The sequence below is a fragment of the Actinoallomurus vinaceus genome (assembly GCF_039542055.1).
Taxonomy (GTDB): Bacteria; Actinomycetota; Actinomycetes; order Streptosporangiales; family Streptosporangiaceae; genus Actinoallomurus; species Actinoallomurus vinaceus.
Genome location: NZ_BAABHK010000017.1, coordinates 208,840 through 232,508, shown reverse-complemented (window position 1 = coordinate 232,508; position 23,669 = coordinate 208,840). Strand labels below are relative to the sequence as shown.

Annotated in this window: 22 protein-coding genes; 9 read left to right on the top strand and 13 right to left on the bottom strand. The window is 71.0% G+C overall.

Annotated features, from left to right (window positions below; genetic code table 11):
- Positions 1-2: 2 nt before the first annotated feature.
- Both ABEA24_RS42870 and ABEA24_RS42865 read right to left on the bottom strand, forming a co-directional pair.
- Positions 3-899 (bottom strand): ABC transporter substrate-binding protein, encoded by an 897-nt coding sequence (locus tag ABEA24_RS42870; RefSeq protein WP_345439525.1) that lies wholly within the window; start codon positions 897-899, stop codon positions 3-5.
- A 141-nt stretch (positions 900-1,040) separates the two neighbouring features.
- A complete protein-coding gene (locus tag ABEA24_RS42865; RefSeq protein ID WP_345439523.1) occupies positions 1,041-1,901 on the bottom strand; it encodes an ABC transporter substrate-binding protein in 861 nt (286 codons plus the stop codon).
- A 299-nt stretch (positions 1,902-2,200) separates the two neighbouring features.
- Here ABEA24_RS42865 and ABEA24_RS42860 point away from each other — a divergent pair, with 299 nt between their 5' ends.
- Positions 2,201-3,385: an NAD(P)-dependent malic enzyme gene (locus tag ABEA24_RS42860; protein WP_345439521.1), complete on the top strand. Its 1,185-nt coding sequence runs from the start codon at positions 2,201-2,203 to the stop codon at positions 3,383-3,385.
- 156 nt (positions 3,386-3,541) lie between these two features.
- A complete protein-coding gene (locus ABEA24_RS42855) occupies positions 3,542-4,510 on the top strand; it encodes a zinc-binding dehydrogenase (RefSeq protein ID WP_345439519.1) in 969 nt (322 codons plus the stop codon).
- A gap of 92 nt (positions 4,511-4,602) precedes the next feature.
- On the opposite strand, the gene ABEA24_RS42850 is transcribed toward ABEA24_RS42855, so the two are convergent.
- The 5 genes from ABEA24_RS42850 to ABEA24_RS42830 form a co-directional block, all read right to left on the bottom strand.
- Positions 4,603-5,340 (bottom strand): PadR family transcriptional regulator, encoded by a 738-nt coding sequence (locus ABEA24_RS42850; protein ID WP_345439517.1) that lies wholly within the window; start codon positions 5,338-5,340, stop codon positions 4,603-4,605.
- Between the two features lie 88 nt (positions 5,341-5,428).
- On the bottom strand, positions 5,429-6,235 hold the full coding sequence (locus tag ABEA24_RS42845) for a DUF4097 family beta strand repeat-containing protein (RefSeq protein ID WP_345439515.1): 807 nt from the start codon (positions 6,233-6,235) through the stop codon (positions 5,429-5,431).
- Positions 6,236-6,369: 134 nt separating this feature from the next.
- On the bottom strand, positions 6,370-6,549 hold the full coding sequence (locus tag ABEA24_RS42840) for a DUF6104 family protein (protein ID WP_252775676.1): 180 nt from the start codon (positions 6,547-6,549) through the stop codon (positions 6,370-6,372).
- A gap of 94 nt (positions 6,550-6,643) precedes the next feature.
- The gene (locus tag ABEA24_RS42835; RefSeq protein WP_345439513.1) at positions 6,644-10,309 is read right to left on the bottom strand and encodes a multifunctional oxoglutarate decarboxylase/oxoglutarate dehydrogenase thiamine pyrophosphate-binding subunit/dihydrolipoyllysine-residue succinyltransferase subunit; all 3,666 of its coding nucleotides are present in this window, start codon (positions 10,307-10,309) and stop codon (positions 6,644-6,646) included.
- Positions 10,310-10,608: 299 nt separating this feature from the next.
- Positions 10,609-11,649 (bottom strand): serpin family protein, encoded by a 1,041-nt coding sequence (locus ABEA24_RS42830; protein ID WP_345439511.1) that lies wholly within the window; start codon positions 11,647-11,649, stop codon positions 10,609-10,611.
- 121 nt (positions 11,650-11,770) lie between these two features.
- On the opposite strand from ABEA24_RS42830, the gene ABEA24_RS42825 reads away from it, so the two are divergent.
- Together ABEA24_RS42825 and ABEA24_RS42820 are read left to right on the top strand one after the other, a co-directional pair.
- A complete protein-coding gene (locus ABEA24_RS42825; protein WP_345439509.1) occupies positions 11,771-12,439 on the top strand; it encodes a DedA family protein in 669 nt (222 codons plus the stop codon).
- Positions 12,440-12,651: 212 nt separating this feature from the next.
- A complete protein-coding gene (locus ABEA24_RS42820) occupies positions 12,652-13,551 on the top strand; it encodes an SDR family oxidoreductase (RefSeq protein WP_345439507.1) in 900 nt (299 codons plus the stop codon).
- Positions 13,552-13,680: 129 nt separating this feature from the next.
- On the opposite strand, the gene ABEA24_RS42815 is transcribed toward ABEA24_RS42820, so the two are convergent.
- Positions 13,681-14,352, bottom strand: a complete 672-nt coding sequence (locus ABEA24_RS42815) for a cupin domain-containing protein (protein ID WP_345439505.1) — start codon at positions 14,350-14,352, stop codon at positions 13,681-13,683.
- Positions 14,353-14,483: 131 nt separating this feature from the next.
- Between ABEA24_RS42815 and ABEA24_RS42810 the strand changes: the two genes are divergently transcribed.
- Complete coding sequence (locus ABEA24_RS42810) at positions 14,484-15,071, top strand: DUF1707 SHOCT-like domain-containing protein (RefSeq protein ID WP_345439503.1); 588 nt, start codon at positions 14,484-14,486, stop codon at positions 15,069-15,071.
- 158 nt (positions 15,072-15,229) lie between these two features.
- On the top strand, positions 15,230-15,970 hold the full coding sequence (locus tag ABEA24_RS42805) for a L,D-transpeptidase family protein (protein WP_345439501.1): 741 nt from the start codon (positions 15,230-15,232) through the stop codon (positions 15,968-15,970).
- Positions 15,971-16,022: 52 nt separating this feature from the next.
- Here ABEA24_RS42805 and ABEA24_RS42800 read toward each other — a convergent pair whose 3' ends face one another.
- Entirely contained in the window at positions 16,023-16,409 is a 387-nt protein-coding gene (locus ABEA24_RS42800) for an SCO5389 family protein (protein ID WP_345439499.1), read from the bottom strand.
- Between the two features lie 225 nt (positions 16,410-16,634).
- Between ABEA24_RS42800 and ABEA24_RS42795 the strand changes: the two genes are divergently transcribed.
- Complete coding sequence (locus ABEA24_RS42795) at positions 16,635-19,412, top strand: hypothetical protein (RefSeq protein ID WP_345439497.1); 2,778 nt, start codon at positions 16,635-16,637, stop codon at positions 19,410-19,412.
- Positions 19,413-19,522: 110 nt separating this feature from the next.
- Here ABEA24_RS42795 and ABEA24_RS42790 read toward each other — a convergent pair whose 3' ends face one another.
- The 4 genes from ABEA24_RS42790 to ABEA24_RS42775 all read right to left on the bottom strand — a co-directional run bounded on the left by ABEA24_RS42790 (position 19,523) and on the right by ABEA24_RS42775 (position 21,813).
- Entirely contained in the window at positions 19,523-19,699 is a 177-nt protein-coding gene (locus ABEA24_RS42790) for a hypothetical protein (protein WP_345439495.1), read from the bottom strand.
- Between the two features lie 324 nt (positions 19,700-20,023).
- On the bottom strand, positions 20,024-21,109 hold the full coding sequence (locus ABEA24_RS42785) for a Zn-dependent alcohol dehydrogenase (protein WP_345439493.1): 1,086 nt from the start codon (positions 21,107-21,109) through the stop codon (positions 20,024-20,026).
- Between the two features lie 72 nt (positions 21,110-21,181).
- Positions 21,182-21,373 (bottom strand): ferredoxin, encoded by a 192-nt coding sequence (locus tag ABEA24_RS42780; RefSeq protein ID WP_252809494.1) that lies wholly within the window; start codon positions 21,371-21,373, stop codon positions 21,182-21,184.
- Between the two features lie 11 nt (positions 21,374-21,384).
- Positions 21,385-21,813, bottom strand: coding sequence for a pyridoxamine 5'-phosphate oxidase family protein (locus tag ABEA24_RS42775; RefSeq protein ID WP_345439490.1), 429 nt, complete (start codon positions 21,811-21,813; stop codon positions 21,385-21,387).
- Positions 21,814-22,034: 221 nt separating this feature from the next.
- Here ABEA24_RS42775 and ABEA24_RS42770 point away from each other — a divergent pair, with 221 nt between their 5' ends.
- Entirely contained in the window at positions 22,035-22,616 is a 582-nt protein-coding gene (locus tag ABEA24_RS42770; RefSeq protein ID WP_345439488.1) for an RNA polymerase sigma factor, read from the top strand.
- A complete protein-coding gene (locus ABEA24_RS42765) occupies positions 22,613-23,656 on the top strand; it encodes a CU044_5270 family protein (protein ID WP_345439486.1) in 1,044 nt (347 codons plus the stop codon). The genes ABEA24_RS42770 and ABEA24_RS42765 overlap by 4 nt, the downstream gene beginning before the upstream one ends.
- The last annotated feature ends 13 nt before the right edge of the window (positions 23,657-23,669 follow it).

The following is a 23,669-nucleotide window of genomic DNA, read 5'->3' as shown; positions in this document are numbered from 1 at the left end:
CCTCAGCCACCGGCTCCGTTGACCTTCGGGTCGGTGACGGCGCCGGCCGAGATGCCCCACTTCTCGGTCAGCTGCTTGTAGGTGCCGTCCGAGATCAGGTCCTTCACGGCCTTCAGGATCCCGTCCCGCAGGTCGTTCTCGTTCTTGGGGATCGCGATGCCGTACGGCGCGGTGTCGTAGGCGTTGCCGGCGATGACGAACTTGCCGCCGGACTCCTTGGCCGCGTACGCGGCGACCGGCGAGTCGGCCAGGACGGCGTCGGCGCGGCCGTTGCCCAGGGCCAGGTTGGCGGCGTTCTGGTCGTCCAGCGAGATCTTGGTCGGGGCCGGCTTGCCGCCCTGCTTGCACTTGTCGAGCCGGGCGCCGGCGTCGGGCTTGGCCGCGGACTTGGGCGTGAGCTCGTCCTCCTGCGTCGTGCCCGACTCCACCGCGATCTTCTTGCCGCACAGCGACAGGTCGTTCGGCGCGAGCTTCTCCGGGTTGCCCGCCTTCACCATGAGGCCGGTGCCCGCGGTGAAGTACGTGACGAAGTCGAAGGTCGCCTCCCGCTGCTTGTTGTCGGTGAAGGAGGACATGCCGATGTCGTACTTCTTGCTCTGCAGCGCGGGCAGGATGTTGTCGAACTTGACGTCCTGGTACTCCGCCTTCACGCCGAGCTTCTTGGCGATCGCGGTGCCGAGGTCGACGTCGAACCCGACGATCTGACCGTTCTGCTTGAACTCGTTGGGGGCGTACGACGCGTCCGTCGCGATCACGATCTTGCCGTTCTTCTTGATCGTGTCGAGTGCGCTCTTGCTGCCCCGCGTCGTCGTCTTGGCGTTGCAGGCGGACATGGCGAGGGCGGCCGTCAGGACTGTGATGCCCGCCCCGAGGGCGCGACGGCGAAGACCGCTGTGCACGGCGTCCTCCTCCTATGACAGGGCGTAACGCCCTGGTCGATTGCTCGGTAGTTTCCCGACATCTTGGCGCAACCCCATCCGAAGTGCGATTACTGCCTTGCAACAATCCCGCGACAGCCGGATGATCTTTGGCCGGGACGGTCAGCCGCTCGCTGCGTTGATCTTGGGCTCGTGTACGGCGCCCGCGGAGATCCCCCACTTGTCGGTGAGCCCCTGGTACGAGCCGTCCTTCATCAGCTCCTTGACGGCCTTGAACACCGCGTCCCGCAGGTCCTCATGGTGTTTGGGGACCGCGATCCCGTACAGCGCGGTCCCGTAGGCCTGCCCGGACACCTCGAAGTGGTCGCCGGACTGCTTCGCGCCGTAGACGGCGGACGGGGTGTCGGCCAGCACGCCGTCGGCGCGACCCTTGGCCAGCGCCGCGTTGGCGGCGGCCTGGTCGTCGAACGACATACGGATGGGGGCCGGCCGGCCGGCGTTCTTGCACGCGCTCAGGCGCGAACCGGCGTTCGGGTTCGCCGCGCTCTCCGGAGTGAGCTCGTCCTCCTGGGTCGTGCCCTTCTCGACGGCGACGCGCCTCCCGCACAGGGACAGATCGTCGGGCCGCAGGCGCTTCGGGTTGCTCTTTCGGACGAGCAACATCGTGCCCGCCGACAGATAGGTGACGAAATCGAACCGGCCCTCCCTTTCCTTCGTGTCAGTGAAGGAGGAGAGGCTGATGTCGTACTTGCCCTCGCTCAGCGCGGGCATGATCGACTCGAATTTCACGTCCTGGAACTCGGCCTTGAGGCCCAGTTTCCGGGCGATCGCGTGGCCCAGATCGATGTCGAAGCCGACGATCTGCTCGCCCTGCTTGAACTCGTTCGGCGGGTACAGGGCGTCGGTGGCAATGACGATCTTGCCGGCCTTCTTGGCCCGGCCCAGCGCTGTGGCCGGATCGGAGTCCTGGCAGCCGGACAGGGCGAACGTCGTGGTGAGCACGGTGAGGCCCGCCGCGGCCAAGCGGCGGACGAGTGGACGGGGACGCAGGGTTCCTCCTCGGGGCGGAGGTGGGACGAACAGGGGAAGTAAGACGACATCTTGGCCTACTCCCGCCCGAGAGGTGATCAACAATGACACGAATGGATAACGGGCGAGGCCATGACGGCAGGCCCCCACCCCCTGACTGCCGCGCGCCCGAGCGTGTGGGATAATTGGTGAACGGGTGACCCCCGTACATCGAGAGACGGCCGCGCTGTCCATTGACCCGGAGGCAAATGCGGTCGTCTGCCCGTATTTTCTCACTAGTAGCAGGGGTCGCTGTGGCTGCTGAGCCTGTCGAACCGCACGATTACGATGCCGATCCGGCCTTCGCGTTGCACCGCGGAGGCAAGCTGGAGGTCCGCTCGACCGTTCCCGTCCGGGACAACGACGACCTCGCCCTCGCGTACACGCCGGGGGTGGCACGCGTCTGCAGCGCGATCGCCGAGCACCCGGAGCTCGCCTACGACTACACCTGGACGTCCAAGGTGGTGGCCGTCATCACCGACGGCACCGCCGTGCTGGGTCTGGGTGACATCGGCCCGGCCGCGGCCATGCCCGTCATGGAGGGCAAGTCCCTCCTCTTCAAGGAGTTCGCCGGGGTCGACTCCGTGCCGATCTGCCTCGACTGCACCGACACCGACGAACTCGTCGAGACCATCACCCGGCTCGCGCCCAGCTTCGGCGGCATCAACCTCGAGGACATCAGCGCGCCGCGCTGCTTCGAGATCGAGGACCGGCTGCGCGCCGCCCTCGACATCCCCGTGTTCCACGACGACCAGCACGGCACCGCGATCGTCGCGCTCGCGGCGCTGCGCAACGCGTCGCGCCTCACCGGCAAGCCGCTGGCGAAGATGCGGGCGGTCCTGGCCGGCGCCGGCGCCTCCGGCGTCGCCGTGTCCCGCATCCTGCTGAACGCCGGGATCGGCGACATCGCCGTCTCCGACAGCAAGGGCCTGATCCACGAGGGCCGCGACGGGCTCAACCCGATCAAGCAGATGCTCGCCCGCGACACCAACCGGGCCGGGCTCAAGGGCTCGACCGAGGACGCCCTCCACGGCGCGGACGTCTTCATCGGCCTGTCGGGCGGCACCATCCGCGAGGACTGCCTCGACGTGATGGCCGACGACGCCATCGTGTTCGCGCTGTCCAACCCCGACCCGGAGATCCACCCCGAGATCGCCCGCCGCCACGCCCGCGTGGTCGCCACGGGGCGGAGCGACTTCCCCAACCAGATCAACAACGTGCTGGCGTTCCCCGGCGTGTTCCGCGGGGCCCTCGACGTCCGCGCGCACACGATCACGGAGGGCATGAAGCTGGCCGCGGCCGGCGCCCTGGCCGACGTGGTCGGCGACGACGTGTCCGAGGACTACGTGATCCCCAGCCCGTTCGACGAGCGCGTCGCCCCCGCCGTCACCCAGGCGGTCGCCGACCAGGCCCGCAAGGAAGGCGTCGCCCGCCTCTGACCCGATCGCTCACAGCCACGGCCCGCACCCGCCCAGCGCGTGTGCGGGCCGCGGTGTTTTCGTCTTCTAGCGGGACGCGGCGAGTGCTGTCGGCCGCCAAGGGGTTTCCGTGGGTCGTCAACTGATCGTCCGGTGGGGGCGGGTTAGAGTGCGGGCATGTTCGCCGTCACCGCCGCACGTATCGATGCCGACAATCCGCTGAACGGGCTGGAGCTCGGGGAACGTCCCGAGCCGACCGTTCCCGAGGGGTGGACGACGGTCACCGTCAGGGCGGCCGCGCTCAACCACCACGACGTCTGGACGCTCCGCGGCGTCGGGATCCGCGAAGACCGGCTGCCGATCGTCCTCGGCTGCGACGCGGCCGGGGTCGACGAGGACGGCAACGAGGTCATCGTCCACTCGGTGATCGGCGATCCGGAGCGGGGCGGGGGCGACGAGACGCTCGATCCGAAGCGCTCCCTGCTGTCGGAGACGTACGACGGGACGTTCGCGGAGAAGGTCGCGGTGCCGCGCCGCAACCTCGTGCCCAAGCCGGCCTCGCTGTCGTTCGAGGAGGCGGCGTGCCTGCCGACCGCATGGCTGACCGCGTACCGGATGCTGTTCGACAAGGCCGGGGTGCAGCCCGGGTCGACGATCCTGGTCCAGGGGGCGGGCGGCGGTGTCGCCACCGCGCTGATCGCCCTCGGGTCGGCCGCCGGCTACCGCGTCTGGGCGACCAGCCGCGGCGAGGACAAGCGCAAGCGGGCGCTCGAGCTCGGCGCGGACCAGGTCTTCGAGTCCGGGGCGCGGCTGCCCGAGCGGGTCGACGCGGTCATGGAGACCGTCGGCCAGGCGACGTGGTCGCACTCGCTGAAGTCCCTGCGTCCCGGCGGCCGGATCGTCGTCTCCGGCGCGACCAGCGGCCAGGTGCCGCCGGCCGAGCTGAACCGCGTGTTCTTTCTCCAGCTGTCGGTGGTGGGCTCCACGATGGGTACCCGGGACCAGCTCGTACGGCTGGCCCGCTTCCTCGACAAGACCGGGGTGCGTCCCCGGATCGACCGCGCGATTCCGCTGCGGGAGGCCCGGGACGGGTTCGCCGCGATGATCGACGGAGAAGTCTTCGGGAAGATCGTCTTTACGGCCTGACCGGCACCGGCGCTGGCGGTCACCGGCGCTGGCGGTCAGTCGCCGGGACGCGGCTCGTCCCGGCCATGACGCTCACCGGCCTGGCTTGGCGGTCAGCGCCCGGGGTGCGGGTCGTCTCGGCCGAGGATCTCCGTGCGCAGCCGTTCGGACGTCTCGGCGAGCAGCGCGCGTACCTCGGCGATCTGCTCGTCATCGACGCCGTCCCGCGCCGCGACGCGGATTTCGTCGACGAACTTCCGCAGGGCCCGGTCGAGCTTGACGCGCGCCGCGTCCTCACTGGTGCCCGTGGCGGTCGCCCAGGCGTCGTCCCAGGTCTGCCGCCACTCCTCCTTCAGCACGCGCTTGTGCTCCCGCCAGTGCTCCTTCTGGCGCTGCCACTCGTCCTTCTGCCGCCGCTTCGTCTCCTTGAAGTTCTGCGCCGCCGCACCGGCCGTGCCCTGCTTGCGTACCTCGCGGGCGGCCTGGGTGAGCTCCTCACGCAGCGACCGCACCGTGTCGCGTACGTCCTCCTGGACCTCGCGGGCGATGTCGCGTACGGACTCGGTGAGCTCGTCCTCCAGCTCGGCCAGCTCGTCCATCCGGCGCTCGAGCTCGGCCCGGCCCGCGTCGGTCAGGCGGTAGACCTTCTTGCCCTGGACGACCTCGTGGGTGACCAGGCCCTCCTCTTCGAGGCGGGCCAGCCGCGGATAGATCGTTCCCGGGGAGGGGGAGTAGACGCCGAGGAAACGGTCCTGGAGCAGGCGAATGACCTCATAGCCGTGCCGTGGGCTCTCCTCGAGCAGCTTCAGCAGGTACAGCCGCAGCCGGCCATGACCGAACACGGGGCTCATCTCTGGCCACGCCTCCTCACGTGCTTCACCACCGGTCTCGTCCTCGCTGCGTCGACTTCATCGTCCGCTCATCCTTCTCGCCCGCCGATCACGTCAGCTCCTCCGGACCCGGTCGGCTGAGCAGCGTGATGGCGCCGGAGACCGAGTTGACGGCGAGGGACGCCCCACCGTCGCCGAGCGTACCGGTGACGTCCTTGCCCATCGGGCGGTCCTGCCGGGTGAGCTCCGGGAAGGCCGCGTCGACGCGGCCGGTCAGGGAGGTCAGGGTCACCGTCGCGGAGGTCGACGCGGGCAGCCGCATCGTCACCTCGCCGGAGACGGTGTTCACCTGGGCGCGGCCGTCGGCGCGCAGGTCGACGTCGGTGGTGACCTTTCCGGTGACCGTGTGCGCCGTGAGGCGGTCGAGGCTGCCTCCGGCCAGGGCGAGGTTCCCGGAGACGGACTTGAAGGTCACCGAACCGGCGAGGCCCTGCGCCTCGATGTCGCCGGCCGCGGTGTTCGCGTCGATCGATCCGGTGACCCCGTCGAGGGTGACGGCGCCCGAGGCGGTCTTGACGGACACCCGGCCGGCCAGGCCGGTGATGACCGCGTTCGCGGTCACGAGGTTGAGGGTGACCGGGCAGTCGGGCGGAACGGTGATCGTGACGGCGACCCGGCCTCGGGTGTTCTGCAGCCACTTGACGACACCGTCCCAGCCGCTGCTCTTGTGGTTGACGGTCAGCATCCCGGCCTCGTGGATCACCTCGAGCGGCTGCCCGGAGATCTCGCCGACCTGGAGTGTGGGCTTCTCGTCGCTCGCCAGGATGGAGATGGTGCCTGCCACGATGTTCGCCCTGAGTGCGACCACGCCGTCGAAGTCGATCGTCTTGGGCTCATCTACGGTCCAGCGCGCCACGGCACGATCCCCTTCCGGTCAAGACGCTTCCCTCTCAACAAGATATGTCGTGTTTTGGGAAAGTCAAGATGTATCGCGTCTCTCGGTGGCGTTGCGGGAGACCGCCCGCCGGGGCCGGCGGGCGGGCCGATGCGTCAGTCGTCGTCCTCGTCGCCCAGCCGCGCCAGCCACGTGGCGAGCCGTTCGACCGGTGTCTCGAACTCGGGATTGAGATCGACGAACTCCCGCAGCCGGTCGGCCAGCCAGACGAAGGAGACCTCCTCCTCGCCGCGCCGGTCGGCCAGTTCCTCGATCCCCCGATCGGTGAAGTACATTGCTCAGCCTCTTGTCCGATGTCATGCCCGGGCCCGGAGCGGAACGGCGCCCCGCACGCGACCGTGCGGAGCGCCGTACGCCAGGGCGCGTCGGTCAGTCGCCGAAGACGGCGGCGACCAGACCCTGCTGCTCCAGCGCGTGGATCTTGGCGGACCCGACGGCGGGCGAGGAGCTCGCCCGGCGCGACACCCGCTTGAGCTCCCGGCCCTCCAGGTACGGCGGCAGCTTCAGCGCCATGAAGGTCCACGCCCCCATGTTCGCGGGCTCGTCCTGCGCCCAGATCAGCTCCGCGTCGGCCGGGTACTTCGCCAGCTCCGCCTTGATCTCGTCGACGGGCAGCGGGTAGAGCCGCTCCACCCGGATCAGCGCGACCGAGGTGTCGCCGGCCTTCTCCCGGGCGGCGGCCAGGTCGTAGTACAGCTTGCCGGTCGTGAGCACGACGCGGCGGACCTGACCCGGCTGCGCCGGGTCGCCGATCACCGGCTGGAAGGACCCCGAGGTGAGGTCCGACGTGGCCGACGTGGCGGCCTTCAGCCGGAGCATCGACTTCGGCGTGAAGACGATGAGCGGCTTCTCCCGCGGCGACAGCGCCTGCCAGCGCAGCAGGTGGAAGTAGTTCGCCGGGGTGGTCGGCTGCGCCACCGTCATGTTGTCCAGCGCGCAGGTCTGCAGGTAACGCTCGATGCGCGCCGACGAGTGGTCCGGGCCCTGGCCCTCGTAGCCGTGCGGCAGCAGCAGGACCACGCTGGAGCGCTGGCCCCACTTCTGCTCGCCGGAGGAGATGTACTCGTCCAGGACCGACTGCGCGCCGTTGGCGAAGTCGCCGAACTGCGCCTCCCAGCAGACCAGCGCGTCCGGGCGGGTCATGGAGTAGCCGTATTCGAAACCCATCGCGGCGTACTCGCTGAGCAGCGAGTCGTGGACGTAGAACTTCGAGGTGCCCTGGCCGAACTGCTTGAGCGGGGTGTACTCCTCGCCGGTCTTGCGGTCGAAGAGCACGGCGTGCCGCTGGCCGAAGGTGCCGCGCTGGGTGTCCTGGCCGACGACGCGCACCGGACGGCCATCGATCAGCAGCGACCCGAAGGCGAACATCTCGCCGGTCGCCCAGTCGATCGCGTCCTCTTCCACCATCTGCGCGCGCTTGGCCAGCAGCGGCTGGACGCGCGGGTGCGGCGTGAAGCCCTCCGGCAGGTTGAGCTGGGTGTCGAGGATGCGCTTGATCGTCTCGTCGGAGACGGCGGTCGCGACCCCGGCGTGGTCGACCGGGATGCGCTCGACGTCGGGCCGGTCGAAGCCCGCGGGCGCCTGCTGCTTGGTGGCCTCACGGGTCTCGCTGAACGCCCGCTCCAGCTGCTGCTGGTAGTCGCGCAGCGCCTGCTCGGCCTCTTCGACGGTGATGTCGCCGCGGCCGATCAGGGCCTCGGTGTACAGCTTGCGGACCGACCGTTTGGCGTCGATGAGGTCGTACATGAGCGGCTGCGTGAACGACGGGTTGTCACTCTCGTTGTGACCCCGCCGCCGGTAGCAGATCATGTCGATGACGACGTCCTTGTTGAACGCCTGCCGGTACTCGAACGCCAGCCGGGCCACACGCGCGCACGCCTCGGGGTCGTCCCCGTTGACGTGGAAGATCGGCGCCTGGATCATCCGGGCCACGTCGGTGGCGTACACGCTGGAGCGGGAGTACTCCGGCGCCGTGGTGAAGCCGACCTGGTTGTTGACGATGATGTGCACGGTGCCGCCGGTGCGGTAGCCGCGCAGCTGCGAGAGGTTGAGGGTCTCGGCCACGACGCCCTGGCCCGCGAAGGCCGCGTCGCCGTGGATGAGGATCGGCATGACGGTGAAGCCGCCCTCGCCGACGTCGCGCAGGTCCTGCTTGGCGCGGACGACGCCCTCGGCGACCGGGTCGACGGTCTCCAGGTGGCTCGGGTTGGCCACCAGGGACGTGCGGATCTTCGACCCGTCGCGGGTCACGAAGTCGCCGTCGGCGCCGAGGTGGTACTTCACGTCGCCGGAGCCCTGCGCGCTGCGCGGGTCGAGGTTGCCCTCGAACTCGCCGAAGATCTGGCCGTAGGACTTGCCGACGATGTTGGCCAGGACGTTGAGCCGGCCGCGGTGGGCCATGCCGACGACGACCTCGTCGAGGTGGTCCCGCGCGGCCGCGGTGATCACCGAGTCGAGCAGCGGGATCAGCGACTCGCCGCCCTCGAGGGAGAACCGCTTCTGCCCGACGAACTTCGTCTGCAGGAACGTCTCGAACGCCTCGGCGGTGTTGAGCCGGCCGAGGATGTGCAGCTGCTCCTCGCGGTCGGGGCCGTCGTGCGGGACCTCGACCCGCTTCTGGATCCAGGCGCGCTCGCCGGGGTCCTGGATGTGCATGTACTCGATGCCGACGGTGCGGCAGTAGGAGTTGCGCAGCACGCCGAGGATGTCGCGGAGCTTCATCGTCGGCTCGCCGCCGAAGCCGCCGGTGGCGAACTCGCGCTCGAGGTCCCAGAGGGTGAGGCCGTGCTTGAGGACGTCGAGGTCGGGGTGGCGGCGCTGGGTGTACTCCAGCGGGTTGGTGTCGGCCATGAGGTGGCCGCGCACGCGGTAGGCGTGGATCAGCTCGTGCACGCGTGCGACCTTGGCGACGTCGTCCTCGTGCGTGGCGCTGATGTCGCGCACCCAGCGGACGGGCTCGTACGGGATCCGCAGCGCCTCGAAGATCTCGTCGTAGAAGCCGTCCTCGCCGAGCAGCAGCCGGTGCACCATGCGCAGGAAGTCGCCCGACTGGGCGCCCTGGATGATGCGGTGGTCGTACGTCGACGTCAGCGTCATGACCTTGCTGATGCCGAGCCGGGAGAGCGCCTCCTCGGAGGTGCCGGCGTACTCGGCCGGGTACTCCATCGCACCGACGCCGATGATGCTGCCCTGGCCGGGCATGAGCCGCGGCACCGAGTGGACGGTGCCGATGGTGCCCGGGTTGGTCAGGCTGATCGTGGTGCCCGCGTAGTCGTCGATCGTGAGTTTGTTCGCCCGCGCCTTGCGGATGAGCTCCTCGTACGCCGCCCAGAACTGGCGGAAGTCGAAGGTCTCGGCGGCCTTGATGTTGGGCACGACGAGCTGCCGCTGGCCGTCGTCCTTCTTCAGGTCGATGGCCAGGCCGAAGTTGACGTGCTCCGGCCGGATCAGGGTGGGCTTGCCGTCCACCTCGGCGTACGAGGAGTTCATCTCCGGCATCGCCTGCAGCGCCCGGATGATGGCGTAGCCGATCAGGTGCGTGAAGGAGACCTTGCCCCCGCGGCCGCGCTTGAGGTGGTTGTTGACGACGATGCGGTTGTCGATCAGCAGCTTGGCCGGGACCGCGCGCACGCTCGTCGCGGTCGGCACGGCCAGGCTGGCCTCCATGTTGGTGACCGTGCGGGCGGCGACGCCGCGCAGCCGCACCTCCTCGGCGCCGGCGGGGGCCTGGGGGGCGGGCGCGGGCTTCTTCGCCGGCGCGGCCGCCTTCTCGGCGGCGGCCGGGGCGGCAGGCGTCTGCTTCGGCGTGGGGGCGGGAGAGGGCGGAGCCGTGGGGGGCGCGGCCGCCCCGTCGGCGCCGGTGGGCGCCTTGGCCGGCCGGTCCGGCTGATAGTCGGCGAAGAAGTTCCACCAGGCTCGATCAACCGAGTTGGGGTCTTCTAGGTATTTTTGGTACAGCTCGTCGACCAGCCACTCGTTGGGACCGAAGTCAGGAGTGTTCAGGTCGGCGGCGGATCGCGACGACTGGGTCGACACGGCGGCGATCGCCCTCTTCCGCGGCTCGCAGGTGGATCAGTAACCGTGACAAGGCTACCGGCCCGAGCGCCGCAGCGGGGCAAAGCCTCGGGCGGGCAGGGCAGTCTTCGGAGATCTCCGCCAAAACGGACGGCATATTTAGGCAGAATCCGGGTAGGACCCGTCTCTTTGGACATCCGTGATGTGATACCCGTCTCATTCCCGGGAGGTCGGTCGGGCCGGGAGGTCGGTCGGGGCCGGTTGGTCGGGAAGAGCAGGGTTGGTCGGGTGAGACTCGGGCGACGGCGTCGAGCGTCCGCTCACGGGTCGGTGACGCGCGCCGCGAAGTAGACGGCCTCGCTGCCGGGATGGCGGACGAACACCAGGAACGGCCGGTCGACGCGGAACTCCACGGAACGCCCCGCGGTGATGGCGGACAGGGTCACCACCACGGCCGTCGCGGCCGCGCCCTCGAACCCGGTCTCGTCCACGTCCAGTACGGCCTTGTGCTCGATCCGGTCGAGGCGGACCGGTTCGGCGGTCATGCCGGACAGGTCGGCGTCACCGGTGAACGCGGTGCCGACGCCCAGCGCGGCGAGGGTCTCGGCCAGACTCACCCGGCTCTCCACCCGGAAACGCGGCAGGGACAGCGCCACGCTCACGTGCCGCGCGGACTCGCGCAGCCTCCGCAGGAGGCCGGGGCCGGGCGGCGCGACCTCCGGATCCGGCCCGAGCAGAACCTCGACCGCCACGCCGCCGTCGGCCGGCAGCGTCGCCATCCGCCAGCCGTCGGCCTCGGCGTACGCCATCCGCCCGGTCCGTCGCATCATCGGCACCTCGCGCCGCCCCAGCGCGCCGTGGAACGGCTCCGGCCGGGTGTTCCGCTCGGTGAACTCGTGCCGCCAGGCGGCCTTCAGATAGAGCGCGTTGGCGATGACGGCGGCGGTGCGCCGGTCGACGGCGCCGGGCGCGAGCAGATCCTGGATCAGCTCCCGCGTGACCTTCTCCACCTCCGCGTTGATCGCCCGGCGCGCGCCCTCCGGGTCGGCGGCGAAGTCGGCGACGTGTACCGCGGCCCCGGGAAGGTCCGCGATCGCCCGCTGGTAGGAGTCCTCGAAGGCGAGTCCGGCGCGGGCCCAGAGGATGTTCGCCACCGCCATCTCGGCGTCGTCCACTACGGCGGCCTCGGCGAGACGGAGCCGCTCCGGCGGCGCGCCGAGCAGCCGCGTCAGTTCCTCCCGGGTCGTGCCGCGTGCGCCCGCGGCGACCATCGCGAGGGCCGACGCCACGGAGTACGGCGACCAGACGAGGTTCCCCTCCGGCGGCAGCCGGCGGTGCAGATTCAGCGTGAAATCGTCCATGTACGGCTCCTTCCCGTATCCAAAGTAATGACCGGTCTCAGACCAGGGGACGATTCACGGAGCGACCAGGGCTCATACGATGACGGACATGACGACGCCGGAAACGGGATGTTGATCGCCTGTGGGCCAGATAACGAACGCTCTGCTCGACCTGCACGGTCCCGTCATCTACGGCGTCGTCGCGGCGCTGGTCTTCGCCGAGGCGGCACTGTTCTTCGGCTTCGTGTTCCCCGGGGAGACCGCCATCGTGGTGGCGGGCGTGCTGGCCAGCCAGCACCGGGTCTCGCTGCCGATCCTCCTGGTGGTCATCGTGCTCGCGGCGGTCATCGGCGACTCGGTCGGCTATGAGATCGGCCGTCGCTACGGCGACCGCCTGCTGGGCATGAAGGCGCTCCACAAGCACCGCCCGAAGGTCGACAAGGCGCACGGGCTGCTGCGGCGGCGCGGCGCGTTCGCCGTCTTCCTCGGCCGCTTCACGGCCCTCCTCCGCGCGCTGATGCCCGCGCTCGCCGGCAGCGCCAAGATGCCCTACGGCAGGTTCCTGGTGTTCAACGCGCTGGGCGGGGCCGCGTGGGGGATCGGCTTCACCACGGGGGGCTTCCTCGTCGGCACCGCCTTCGAGCAGGTGGCGCAGTGGGCGGGGCGGGTCCTGGCGATCGGGGTGGCCGTCATCGCCGTCGTGGCGTTCATCGTCTGGTCGGTGCGCCGCAAGCGCCGGGAGAACGCCGCCGGCGAAGAGGGGAACGCGACGGCCGACGAGCCCAAGCCGGTCCCCGACCTCGGCCCCTGAACGCCGCCGCCGATCGTCGCGATCCCCGGCCAGATCTCCGGCCGGTCGCACTGCGGCCGACCCGGCACGTACGCGGAAACGGCCCGCGATCCCGGTCACGGATCGCGGGCCGTCGCTTCTCCCCGGCCGAGCGTGATTCGGTCGAGTGATGGAGACTGTCCGCAAGGCGGACCCAGGGTCCAGGAGATCAGGTCGCGAGGAGGGTACGGAGAATGGCGGAACTGCGGTTTGACGGACGGGTGGCCATCGTCACCGGCGCGGGCCACGGCCTCGGGCGGCAGCACGCGCTCGAACTCGCCGCGCGCGGCGCGAAGGTCGTCGTGAACGACCTCGGCGGCGCGCTCGACGGCACCGGCGCCTCCACGGGCCCCGCCGCCGACGTGGTCGCCGAGATCAAGAAGAACGGCGGCGAGGCCGTCGCCAGCCCCGACAACGTGGCCACCGCGGAGGGCGCGGAGGCGATCGTACGGACCGCGCTCGACGCGTTCGGCCGCGTGGACATCGTCGTCAACAACGCCGGCATCCTGCGGGACAAGTCGTTCAAGAACATGTCTCCGGAGGAGTTCGACCAGGTCATCGCCGTGCACCTGCGTGGGTCGTTCCTCGTCACGCACGCCGCCTGGCCGCACCTGCGCGAGCAGGCGTACGGCCGGGTGGTCATGACGTCGTCGCCGGCGGGTCTGTTCGGCAACTTCGGGCAGGCGAACTACTCGGCGGCGAAGATGGGCCTCGTCGGCCTGACCAAGACGCTCGCGGCCGAGGGCGCCAAGTACGGGATCAGGGTCAACGCGATCGCCCCGGTGGCGTGGACCCGGATGACGGAGGACCTGTTCCCCGCCGAGTTCCAGGACCGGCTCAGCGTCGAACACGTCACGCCGGTCGTCGTCTGGCTGGCCCACGAGAGCAACGAGAGCAGCGGCGAGACCTACTCCGTCGGCGGCGGGCGCGTGTCCCGGGTGTTCGTCGCCGAGGGCCCCGGCTTCACCAAGAAGGACGGGCTGAGCGTCGAGGACGTCCGCGACAACTGGCAGCAGATCAACGAGACCGAGCCGTACCTGCTCCCCAGGAACATCGGCGAGCAGACCGCGGCGCTGTTCGAGGCACTGCAGTAGGGCGTGTCTGACAGATCCCGTTCGTAGCGAGCGGCGTCCAGGCGTCGTCTGGGCGCCGCGCAGCCGGACAGCGGATTTGTCAGGCACGTCCTGGGGTCGGTGGCAGGCCCGGCCGCCGCCGCGGCCGGGTCACGCCCGGAAGTCGGCGAAGTCGAAGCCGGGGGAGACGACGCAGCTGACCAGGACCTCCCGGTCCGACGCGGGCCGGGCGGCCTGCCAGACGCCGGCCGGCACGAGCGCCTGCGGACGCTGGCCGTGCTCGACCTCCGGCCCCACGATGATCGTCTCGGTCTGCCGGCCGGGCGTGTCGGCGTCCCCGCCCAGCGTCAGTTCCAGGGGGCCGCCGAGGTGCCACAGCCACACCTCGTCCGACCGGACCGCGTGCCACATCGACTCCTCGCCCGGCCCGAGCAGGAAGTAGATGCCGGTCGCGGTCGCCCGCTCGCCGCCGTGCGCCGCCACCCGTACGGACGTCCGCCACGTCTCGCGGAACCAGCCGCCCTCCGGGTGCGGCAGCAGGTCGAGGGCCTCGGCGATCACGGGCCGGGTGTGGAACCCGATGACCCGCCCGCTCGGGTCGCGGCGGGCGTACCGGATCTCCGTGACGGCCGACCGGTTGACGGCGCCGGGCAGCGTCAGCGGCGGGTGGTCGAACACCAGCGCGATGACCTGCTGGTCGCCGCCGAAGGCGTCGGTCGCCAGGGCGGCGGCGTCCTCCTCCGGCGCGTACGCGGCGGTCTCGCTGCGGAACGGCTCGTCCGGCCGGGCGCGCCAGGCGTCGAGCGTCGTGAGTAGGAGCACGGTTCCACCGTAGTGCGGGGAGTGATCTCATCCGCGGATGCCGGGCCGCGCACGAGAAGTCGTCCGTCCAGCCCCCTCGGAGTTAGAGAGAAGATAAGTTACGATACATCTCGACTTTGAAGGGGGTCTCGATGGAGCCGTACGACGGGGTGACGCCGGACCGGCCGAGCGTGCGCGCCTCCGATCAGGAGCGCGACGAGACGGTCCAGCGGCTGCAGGTGGCCTTCGCCGAGGGACGCCTCACCGACGGGGAGTTCGACGAGCGCATGCGCGGTGCCCTGGCGGCCCGGACCCACGCCGACCTCGCCACGCTGCTCGCGGACCTGCCGGCGGCCACCACTCCCGTCGTGCCGCGGTCCTCGGCCGCGGTGGCGGGCCCCAAGCCGGGGCGCTACACGGTCGCCTACAAGAACAGCGTGCGTCACGCCGGGCGCTGGCGGGTGCCCGGGAGATTCCGGGCCCTCGTCTACAAGGGCAGCGGGGTGCTCGACCTGCGGGCGGCGGAGCTGACCGAGCCGGTCACCGCCATCCTCGCCGTCGCCTATAAATCGGACATCCAGGTCATCGTGCCGCCCGGCATCCGCGTCGAGGTGAACGGCTTCGGTGTCACCCGGGACGAGGACTGGGTGGGCGACCTGGCGGCCGACGCCCCGATCGTGCACATTCGGGCCTTCGCCTACAAAGGCCTGGTCGAGACCCGCACCATGCCCAAACACTGACTCCGGGCTGTCCGAAGCGCTGACCTCAGCGTTCCGGAGGCGGTGACATCTCCCACACCGCCCGAACGAACCTTTTCGGCTGCAAAGGCATCGTAAAGGTCGCCCGCATGAGGTAAAACAGGTTGGCTGTGCAATCTGTCAATGTTTGGGAGAGCTGAATGCGAATAAGCCTGGGGAAGGCCGCCGCCATAGGGACGTTGTCGGCAATGGCCCTCGTCCCGGCTGTGGCCGCCCCCGCGACGGCGTACGCCGTCGCCGCCACATCCCCCGTCTCGGCGCAGGCCAACCCGACGCTTCACTTCGGCGACAAGGGCGCCGCGGTGACGCGTCTGCAGCAGCGGCTGATCGCCCTTCACTACGACCCGGGGACGGTCGACGGCCAGTACGGCAGTCAGACCCGTTTCGCGGTCTGGGCGTTCCAGAAGGTCCAGGGAATGCACCCGACGCAGGCGGCGCCGGTCGGCAAGCTGACCTGGGCCGCGCTGGCAAAGCCCAAGACACCGAAGTCCATCGTCAAGGGTGGCGCCAAGAACCGCGCCGAGGTCAACCTCAGCCGTCAGCTGCTCTACATCTACAAGGGTGGCAAGCTGGTTCTGATCAGCCACATCTCGTCGGGCCGGGCGTACTACTACCAGAACGGCCAGAAGATCAACGCCCGTACGCCGACCGGTAACTACGCCGTGTACCGGAAGGCCAAGGGCTGGGAGACCGGTCCGCTCGGCAAGCTGTACAAGGGCAACTACTTCCTCCGCGGCTACGCCATCCACGGCGAGCCGGACGTGCCGCTGTACCCGGCCTCGCACGGTTGCGTGCGGACGCCGATGCACACCGCGGACATCGTCGCCAACCTGCTGCCGATCGGCACCAAGGTCTACCTCCGGGGCAAGGCGCCGGCCTGACCTCGATGAAACGGAGCCGTACGCGCACGCGTACGGCTCCGTTTCGCTGTTCTCAGCAGTCGACGAGCTCGGGGCGCTGGTTGAGGATCTGGGCGCGCGGCGTGACGAACTCCCGGTAGGCCTCGTGGGCACCCGGCCGGAACACCGCGACGCGGTGGCAGTTCTGGAACGCCAGGCGCACCCCGAAGTGCCGCTCCAGCGCTCCGCGCATCGCGTCACTGGCCAGCATGCGCAGCAGCTGACCGCGGGCGGTCTCGTCGGGCGGCGGCACCTCGTTGGCCGCGAAGTCGGCGCCGTCCGTCCGGAGCTCATCGATCAGCCCGGAGACGACCTGCCAGGCGTACGGCAGGGACGTGCGGACGCAGTCGACGAAGGCCGCGTCGTCGACGTCGTCCCGGCGGGCGCGCTCGATCAGCTCGGGGGATACGGTCAGGGACATGTCACCACCTCCGACCGGACGGTAGGCAGGCCGTGTCGGAGGCGTCTATGGCCCGACGGTGAGGACCGTCTCCGCACCCGCCGTTCGACGGATGGGAATGGGCCGGTCACGGGCCGTTCACGCTGGTGAGATTCCATCCGGGATGCTCTGCTCCCGGGCCCCGTTGCGGGCCGAATAGCGGTTTGATAGGTCCTTGCACGAACGGTCTTTTGACAAGAGGTGAGCGTGACCACGACCGGAAGCGGAGCGCCCCCCGGGGAGCCTTTCGGCGGCAGTGCCGTCCGCCCGACCCCCAAAACCCCCCGGCGCTCCGGCCGCGACGAGCGCCGCCGGATCAGCGAGCGGCTCGCGGAGGCGGCGGAGGAGGCCGCGCCGGACGGCCGCCGCGTGCCCGGCGTGCCGACCTCCTCGCCCTGGCAGCGTTCCAACGCGGTGTGGCACCGCGCCGGCATCGACTGGAGCCGAGGCGAGCCGGAGCCCCGCCCGTCCCCTCCCACCAGCGTCCCCGTCGCGGCGAGCGCCGCGGCCTATCCGAACGCCGCGCCGGCAGCGCCGCCCGCGCCCTCGGCCGCACCGCCTGCGCCGGCGGCGTCGCCGGCCCCGCCCACGCCGCCGGTCACGGCGCCCGCGGAGTCACCGGCGGAGGATGCGGAGCCGTGGACGCCCCAGCGCCGGGCGCGCCGCCTGCCCGCCGTGCCGCTGCGCCCCGTTGCGATCGCCGCCGCTGCGGTCGTCGTCCTCGGCGGCGGGGCCTACGTCCTTTTCGGGACGGGCGGCGGCGACGGCCCGAAGAAGCCGGCCACCCCCGCCGCGGTGGCCGCGGATCGCGTGTTCGGCCTGGACCCGGCGGCCAAGACCAGCGGCCGGGCGCACGCGCTCGCCGGCGTGGCCGCGGCCGGTGACACCGTCGTGGCGATCGGTTCCGAGCAGGGCGGCGTGTACTCCCGGGCGCAGTTCCTGACCTCGTCCGACGGCGGCCGCACCTGGCGGGCCGCGCGGGTGCGCGGCGACGACGGCGGCGATCCGCCGGCGGGGGAGTACCCGCAGCTGGTCGCCGGCGGGGGCGGGGCGTGGGCGGCGCTCGGCGTGACGTCGTCGGGCGTCGTGTCGTGGACGAGCCGTGACCCCCGGTCGTGGACGCGCACCGCGGTCGCCGGCGCGTTCGGCCCCGGTGACAAGATCGAGCGCCTGGCCCGCACGCGTTCGGGGTTCGTCGCGGCCGGCACGGCGGCGGTGAAGGGCGGCACGCAGGCCATCGTCTGGACCTCCCGCGACGGCCGTACGTGGTCGCGCCTCGGCCCCGAGCAGATCAGCCCCTCGTCGGCGGGCACGCCGCTGCGGATCTCCGGCGTCGCGGCGTACGGCGACACGGTGGTCGCCGAAGGCACGCTGCGGACGACCGTGACGGTCACGAAGAAGGTCAAGAAGAAAAAGAAGACGGTCCAGCAGACGACCGACCGGGAGGCCTTCTGGCGGTCGCCGGACTCCGGGCGCAGCTGGGCGCCGGTGACGATCCCGCAGGCCCAGGGGTCGTCCGGCAACGCCGTGGCGCTGGTGGCGACGCGCTCCGGGCTGTTCGCCGCCCGTGAGGCGTCCCGGACCACGGGTTCCAAGAAGCACCGCAAGACGACCGCGTACGCGGTGATCTTCGGCTCCGCCGACGGGCAGACCTGGGCGCCGGTCGGTCAGCTCGGCACGGACGGATACTCCCGCCTCGTCGCGCTTCGCGGTGCGGACGGCGGCCTGGCCGCGCTCGCCGCCGTCGGCGGTGGCAAGACCGCCGTGCTGAGCAGCGCCGACGGGAAGACCTGGCGGCGCACCGGTGACGTTCCGTCGGGCCGGGTCCTCACCGACGTGGCGCCGGCGACCGCCGGGCCCGTGGTCACCGGCCGGATCGGCACGGCCGACGCCTACCTCACGGTGGCGGGGGCCGGCGACGTGAACCTCACCGCGGTCCCGGACGCCGTGCACCCGGAGCGCACGATCTCCGGACTGGTCGCGGACGCGGGCCGGATCCTGGCGGTCGGCAGTTCCAACGGCGATGCCGCGCTGTGGGCGTCGCCGGACGGCTCGGCGTGGACCCGGGCCACACTCCCGGCGGGGGCGCCTCCCCGGCAGATCCTCGACGCCGCTCACGGGACCGCGGGCTGGCTCGCGGTCGGGCGCGCCGGTGGCCGCGCGCTGGTCCTGATGTCGGCGGACGGCGGCTCCTGGCAGAACGTCCAGGGTGGCAAGGCGTTCGACACCACCGGCCTCGCGCCGGTGGCCGCCGCCGCGAACGGCGGCGCGTACGTCGTCGTGGGCCGGTCCGGCGACGCCTCGGCCGCCTGGTACTCCACGGACCTGAAGAACTGGGCCGTGGCCGGGAGCGCGGGCAAGGGCGACCTGGCCGGTACCGGTGACGCGCCCAAGTGGATGGGCGACGTGACGGCGGGCCCCGCCGGGTTCGTCGCGGTCGGCGGTCAGACGAAGAACAAGACGGCGCAGCCGGCGGTGTGGACCTCACCGGACGGCAAGAAGTGGACGCTGTCCCCGGCCGCGCCGGCGCTGCCGCAGGGCGCCGCCGCCGGTTCGCTGATGTCGGTCGTGGCGCGGAACGGCGTGCTGGTCGCCACCGGCGTGACGGGTGCCGCGGGCGTGACCGGCCCGCCGGCCGCGGACACCCCGGGCTCGGCCGCCTTCGCCTCCGTCTCGGCGGACGGGGGCAGGACGTGGCAGCCCGTCTCGTTGCCCGGGGCGGGACAGGGCACGGCGGTGACGGCGGCGACGGCGACGGCGCACGGGTTCGTGCTCGCCGGCGCGGCCGGTTCGGACGTGGTGCTGTGGACCTCGGCAGACGGCCGTACGTGGCGGTCCTCGCGACCGGCGGGCCTGGGGCTGAACGGGCTCGGGACGCAGCGGCTCACCGGGCTGACGGTCACCGGCGGCACGCTGGTCGGCGTCGGATTCACCGGGGACGCGTCCGGGGACGTGCCGACTTTGTGGCGTCGGCCCATTCCCTGAGCTGGGCACGGATCGGCCCGGAGCGGGCGATTCCAGGATTCGGTCCGGCGAAAACGTCATTGCGGCCGCTCTTGTCGAACGGCGGCCGCAATGACGGTGCGGGGGAGGCGTCAGCTCACGTGAAGGTCGACGCCGAGGAGAATGAGAACCCACAGGAAGATGGCGAGAAGCGCGCTCAGGACGTGCTTGAGCAGGCTGATCGTGATGTAGTGGCGGTTCCACGCCACGAAGATGCCGATCAATATGTAAATCAGGCCGACGAAGCTGAAGCTGCCCCGTATCCGCATTGGCGCCTCCTGGTTCGGGGTTGAACGCCCGCCAGATGCCCGATATGGGGGGATTAAAACTTTCGCCACTTGAGGGCCGTCGGGAATGGTGTAGCGAATTCGCCACGCGCGGCGATGAACCTACGAGTCACCGAGGATGGGTGACCGGCGTGCCGGTCCGATACCTCATCACGGCGCGACCGCGCTCCCCTCTCACTGGGTCAGGGACCGCGGGTCGTGGCAGGGCGGCCGGCGGCCGGGCAGCGCCCGCCGGCCGCCCCTTTTCACCGGTAAAAGCGGACGGCGGCCCCTCCGGGAGGAGAGGCCGCCGGTGGGCGATGAGATTCAGTCGAAGAGCACGACCTGCCGGATCGCGTCGCCGCGCTTGAGCGTCGCGATGGCGTCGTTGAGGTCCTCGAACCGGATCCGCCGCGTGATCAGGCCCTCGAGGTCGAGCTTGCCGGCGCGCCACAGGTCGACGAAGAGCGGGATGTCGCGCTTGAGGTCGCTGCCGCCGTACAGCGAGGACTTGAGGGTCTTGCCGTCGAACAGCAGCGAGAAGGCGTTCATCTCGAAGTTGTCGTCCATCGCCCCCGCGCCGACCACGATGACGTCGCCGCCACGCCGGGTCGTCTGCCAGGCCGTCTGGATCGCCGCGGCCTTGCCGACGACCTCGAAGACGTAGTCGAAGCCCTGACCTCCCGTCAGCAGGCCGTTCGTCTCCGTCAGGTCGTCGAGCGTGGCCGTGTGGGTCGCCCCGAACTGCTTCGCGATCGGATGCTTCGCCTCGTTCGGGTCGATCGCCAGGATGGTCGCCGCGCCGGCGATCCGGGCGCCCTGGATCACCGACAGGCCCACCCCGCCCGCGCCGACGACGGCGACCTTCGACCCGGGCCGTACCTTCGCGGTGTTGAACACCGCGCCGACCCCGGTCGGGATGCCGCAACCGAGCAGGGCGGCGTACTCGAACGGCACGTCCTCGGCCACCTTGATGACGCCCTGCCACGGCACCACCAGTTCCTCCGCCCAGGTGCCGCACCCGGCCATGCCGTACGCGGGCGCGTCGCCGCCCAGCCGGAACCTCGGGTCGCCGAACGTCAGCGCGATGAACGTCATGCACAGGTACGGCTCGCCGCGCACGCACTCGGCGCAGGTGCCGCAGTCCGGGGTCCAGTTGATGACGACGTGGTCGCCGGGCTGGACGTTCGTGACCCGGTCGCCGACCTCGACGACCTCGCCGGCGCCCTCGTGCCCGAGGACGCAGGGGATCGGCATCGGCAGCACGCCCGACAGGACCGACAGGTCGGAGTGGCAGACGCCGGTCGCCTTGACCTTGACCTTCACCTGGTCGGGGCCGGGCTCGGTCGTCGTGGCGTCGTCGCGCAGATCGAGCTCCTCGTCGCCGACCTGGCGTAGGACCGCGGCTCGCACCGTGCACACCTCCATGGCAGGGCCGACGGGAGGGCCGGCCGACGATGTGGCGCCCGGGGCCGGGCGCCGGGGCTACTCCTCGAGGGTCAGCGCGGCCTTGGGGCAGGACCGTACGGCGTGCCGGACGCGGTCGAGCAGCTCGGCGGGCGGGTGCGGCTCGACGATGTGCAGGACGTCGTCGTCATCGAGGTCGAACACCTCGGGCACCAGTCCCACGCACACGCCGTTGGCCTCGCACACCAGCGGATCGACTCGTACTTCCATGGCTCCCTCGCTCAGGTGAGCTTGCGATGGTCCCAGGACGCGACGCTCGTCGGCTCGACGATGTAGGCGTGGCGCTTGGCCGCGGTCTCCTCGACGAACGGGGCGATGGCGTCGTCGTCCTTGAGGTCCATCATCCTGCGGACCACTTCGGTGCCAACATACCGAACGTCGTTCGGTTCGGTAAGGGTCCGGACCGTGCCGTACAGCATCAGCCCGCGCAGCTCGAAGTATTCCTCGCCCGCCTCGATGAGGCAGGTCACCCGAGGGTCGCGGCGCAGGTTGTGCGCCTTCCGCGACGTCCGGTAGGTCCAGAACGCGATCTTGTCGTCGACCAGTCCGTAGAACATGGTCACCAGGTGCGGGGTGCCGTCGCGGTTGATGGTCGCGAGCTGCAGTTTCTTCTGCTCCTTCAGGAGCGTGGTGACCTCGTCGTCCGTCATCGCGACACGGGAGCGCTGACTCACGCCAGAAAGTAGAACACGTTTCAGTCCGCGGCGGCAAGGGCTCGCGGTGTCGCCACGGAAACCGTCCAGAGTCGCCGGGAACCGCGTGCCGCGGTTCGGTCGAGTAGGGGAGACCGCAGCGAACGCCGAAAGGATGCTCCAATGAACGGACGTGGTTCCCCCTGCTCGCGCCCCCGAGCGCGGGACCGGGTGATGCCGTGAACGAGCCCGTGTCCGACCGCGTGCTCATCGAACGATCGCTCGCCGAACCGGATCGCTTCTCCGAGCTGTTCGAGCGCCACTGCGCCGAGATCTTCCGCTACCTGGCGCGCCGCCTGGGACCCGACGTCGCCGAGGACGCGACGGCGGAGACGTTCCTGACGGCGTTCCGCAAGCGCGATCGCTTCTCGCCGGACCGGGAGGACGCCCGGCCGTGGCTGTACGGCATCGCGACGAGGACCATCGGCGAGCACCGTCGCGCCGAGCGGCGGCGCCGGCGGGTACTGGGCCGCCAGGACATCCTGGCTCCGGCCGAGCCGTTCGAGGACCGGGCGGCCGGGAGGGTGGCCGCCCAGCAGTTGGGCGGGCGGCTCGCCGGCATGCTCGGCAAGCTGTCCGCGGCCGAGCGGGACCTGCTGCTGCTGATCGCCTGGGCGGACCTGACGTACGAAGAGGCGGCCGACGCTTTGGGCGTGCCCGTCGGCACGGTTCGCTCGCGGCTGCACCGCACCCGCAAGAAGGCGCGCACGGCCCTCGGCGGCACGGACCCGCTGTCCCTCTCCGAGGAATCACTGGCATGAAAGGGCAGGACATGGACGAGATGCAGCTGCTTCGGACCGCCCGCCCGGAGGTGCCCTCGTACCCGGAAGAGGCACGGGAGGCGGTGCGCGCCGCGCTGGCCGCCGCGGCCGATGGCACGGGCCCGCGTCGGCGCGGGAGGTCGTCCCGGAGCCTCCGGTGGAGCCTGGCGGCCGCCGCGGGCGGCCTGGCGGTCGCGGTCGGCGTCGCCGCCCTCGTCCAGGAGGCCGGCACACGTGGCGCCGGGACCGGCGGCCGGGCACCGGCCCACACCTCGACGGGGACGGTGGTCAACGCCGCCCAGGTGCTGCTTCTCGCGGCGGACACCGTCGAGGCGCGGCCCGCGACGCATCCGCGACCCAGCCAATGGGCGTACACGAAGGAGATGAGCTATTCGAGCCAGACGACCACCCCCGCCAAGCCGACGACGGCGGAGAGGTGGATGCGGTTCGACGGCACCCAGGAGGCCTCGCTGGGAGGTGACATGCCCGGCGTCGACCCCCATCGCCTCCGCTTCAGCAACCTCGACCACGACGCCGACGAGACGACCCCGATGCAGGACTACGCCTACCTCGCCTCGCTGCCGACCGATCCCAAGGCGCTCGTGAAGAAGTTCTGCTCGCGGGTGCCCGCGAAGGCCGCGGACCACACCTCATGCCTCTTCACCAACGCCGACAAGCTGCTGCCCAATGTGGCCATGCCGCCGCGGCTGCAGGCCGCGTTCTTCCGTGCCCTGGCGGCTCTCCCGAACATCGTCGTCAGGCGCGACGTGGTCGACCTGGCCGGACGGCACGACATCGCGGTGGCGGAGGCCTTCCCGGGCGACTTCCAGAGCGAGGTGATCCTCCTCGACCCGCGGACCTACGAGTACCGCGGCCAACGGCTGGAGTGGACGACGGATCCGAACGAGGCGCCGCCCGGACCGGGACGGACACCGCAGCGGGTGCTCGGGTCGCCCACCGGCGCCGGGGCCCGGCACGCGTTCACCGAGACCACCCGGATAGCAGCGGGAATCGTCGACCGGCCCGGCACTCGTCCGTGACCACGTGGGCTCC

What these genes read in the sequence shown, in the direction of transcription:
- ABEA24_RS42855 (WP_345439519.1), top strand. Translation starts at nt 3,542, where the DNA reads ATGTTCGCCGTCACCGCCGCACGTATCGATGCCGACAATCCGCTGAAC.
- ABEA24_RS42850 (WP_345439517.1), bottom strand. Translation starts at nt 5,340, where the DNA reads ATGAGCCCCGTGTTCGGTCATGGCCGGCTGCGGCTGTACCTGCTGAAG.
- ABEA24_RS42840 (WP_252775676.1), bottom strand. Translation starts at nt 6,549, where the DNA reads ATGTACTTCACCGATCGGGGGATCGAGGAACTGGCCGACCGGCGCGGC.
- ABEA24_RS42830 (WP_345439511.1), bottom strand. Translation starts at nt 11,649, where the DNA reads ATGGACGATTTCACGCTGAATCTGCACCGCCGGCTGCCGCCGGAGGGG.
- ABEA24_RS42820 (WP_345439507.1), top strand. Translation starts at nt 12,652, where the DNA reads ATGGCGGAACTGCGGTTTGACGGACGGGTGGCCATCGTCACCGGCGCG.
- ABEA24_RS42810 (WP_345439503.1), top strand. Translation starts at nt 14,484, where the DNA reads ATGGAGCCGTACGACGGGGTGACGCCGGACCGGCCGAGCGTGCGCGCC.
- ABEA24_RS42805 (WP_345439501.1), top strand. Translation starts at nt 15,230, where the DNA reads ATGCGAATAAGCCTGGGGAAGGCCGCCGCCATAGGGACGTTGTCGGCA.
- ABEA24_RS42800 (WP_345439499.1), bottom strand. Translation starts at nt 16,409, where the DNA reads ATGTCCCTGACCGTATCCCCCGAGCTGATCGAGCGCGCCCGCCGGGAC.
- ABEA24_RS42790 (WP_345439495.1), bottom strand. Translation starts at nt 19,699, where the DNA reads ATGCGGATACGGGGCAGCTTCAGCTTCGTCGGCCTGATTTACATATTG.
- ABEA24_RS42780 (WP_252809494.1), bottom strand. Translation starts at nt 21,373, where the DNA reads ATGGAAGTACGAGTCGATCCGCTGGTGTGCGAGGCCAACGGCGTGTGC.
- ABEA24_RS42775 (WP_345439490.1), bottom strand. Translation starts at nt 21,813, where the DNA reads ATGACGGACGACGAGGTCACCACGCTCCTGAAGGAGCAGAAGAAACTG.
- ABEA24_RS42765 (WP_345439486.1), top strand. Translation starts at nt 22,613, where the DNA reads ATGAAAGGGCAGGACATGGACGAGATGCAGCTGCTTCGGACCGCCCGC.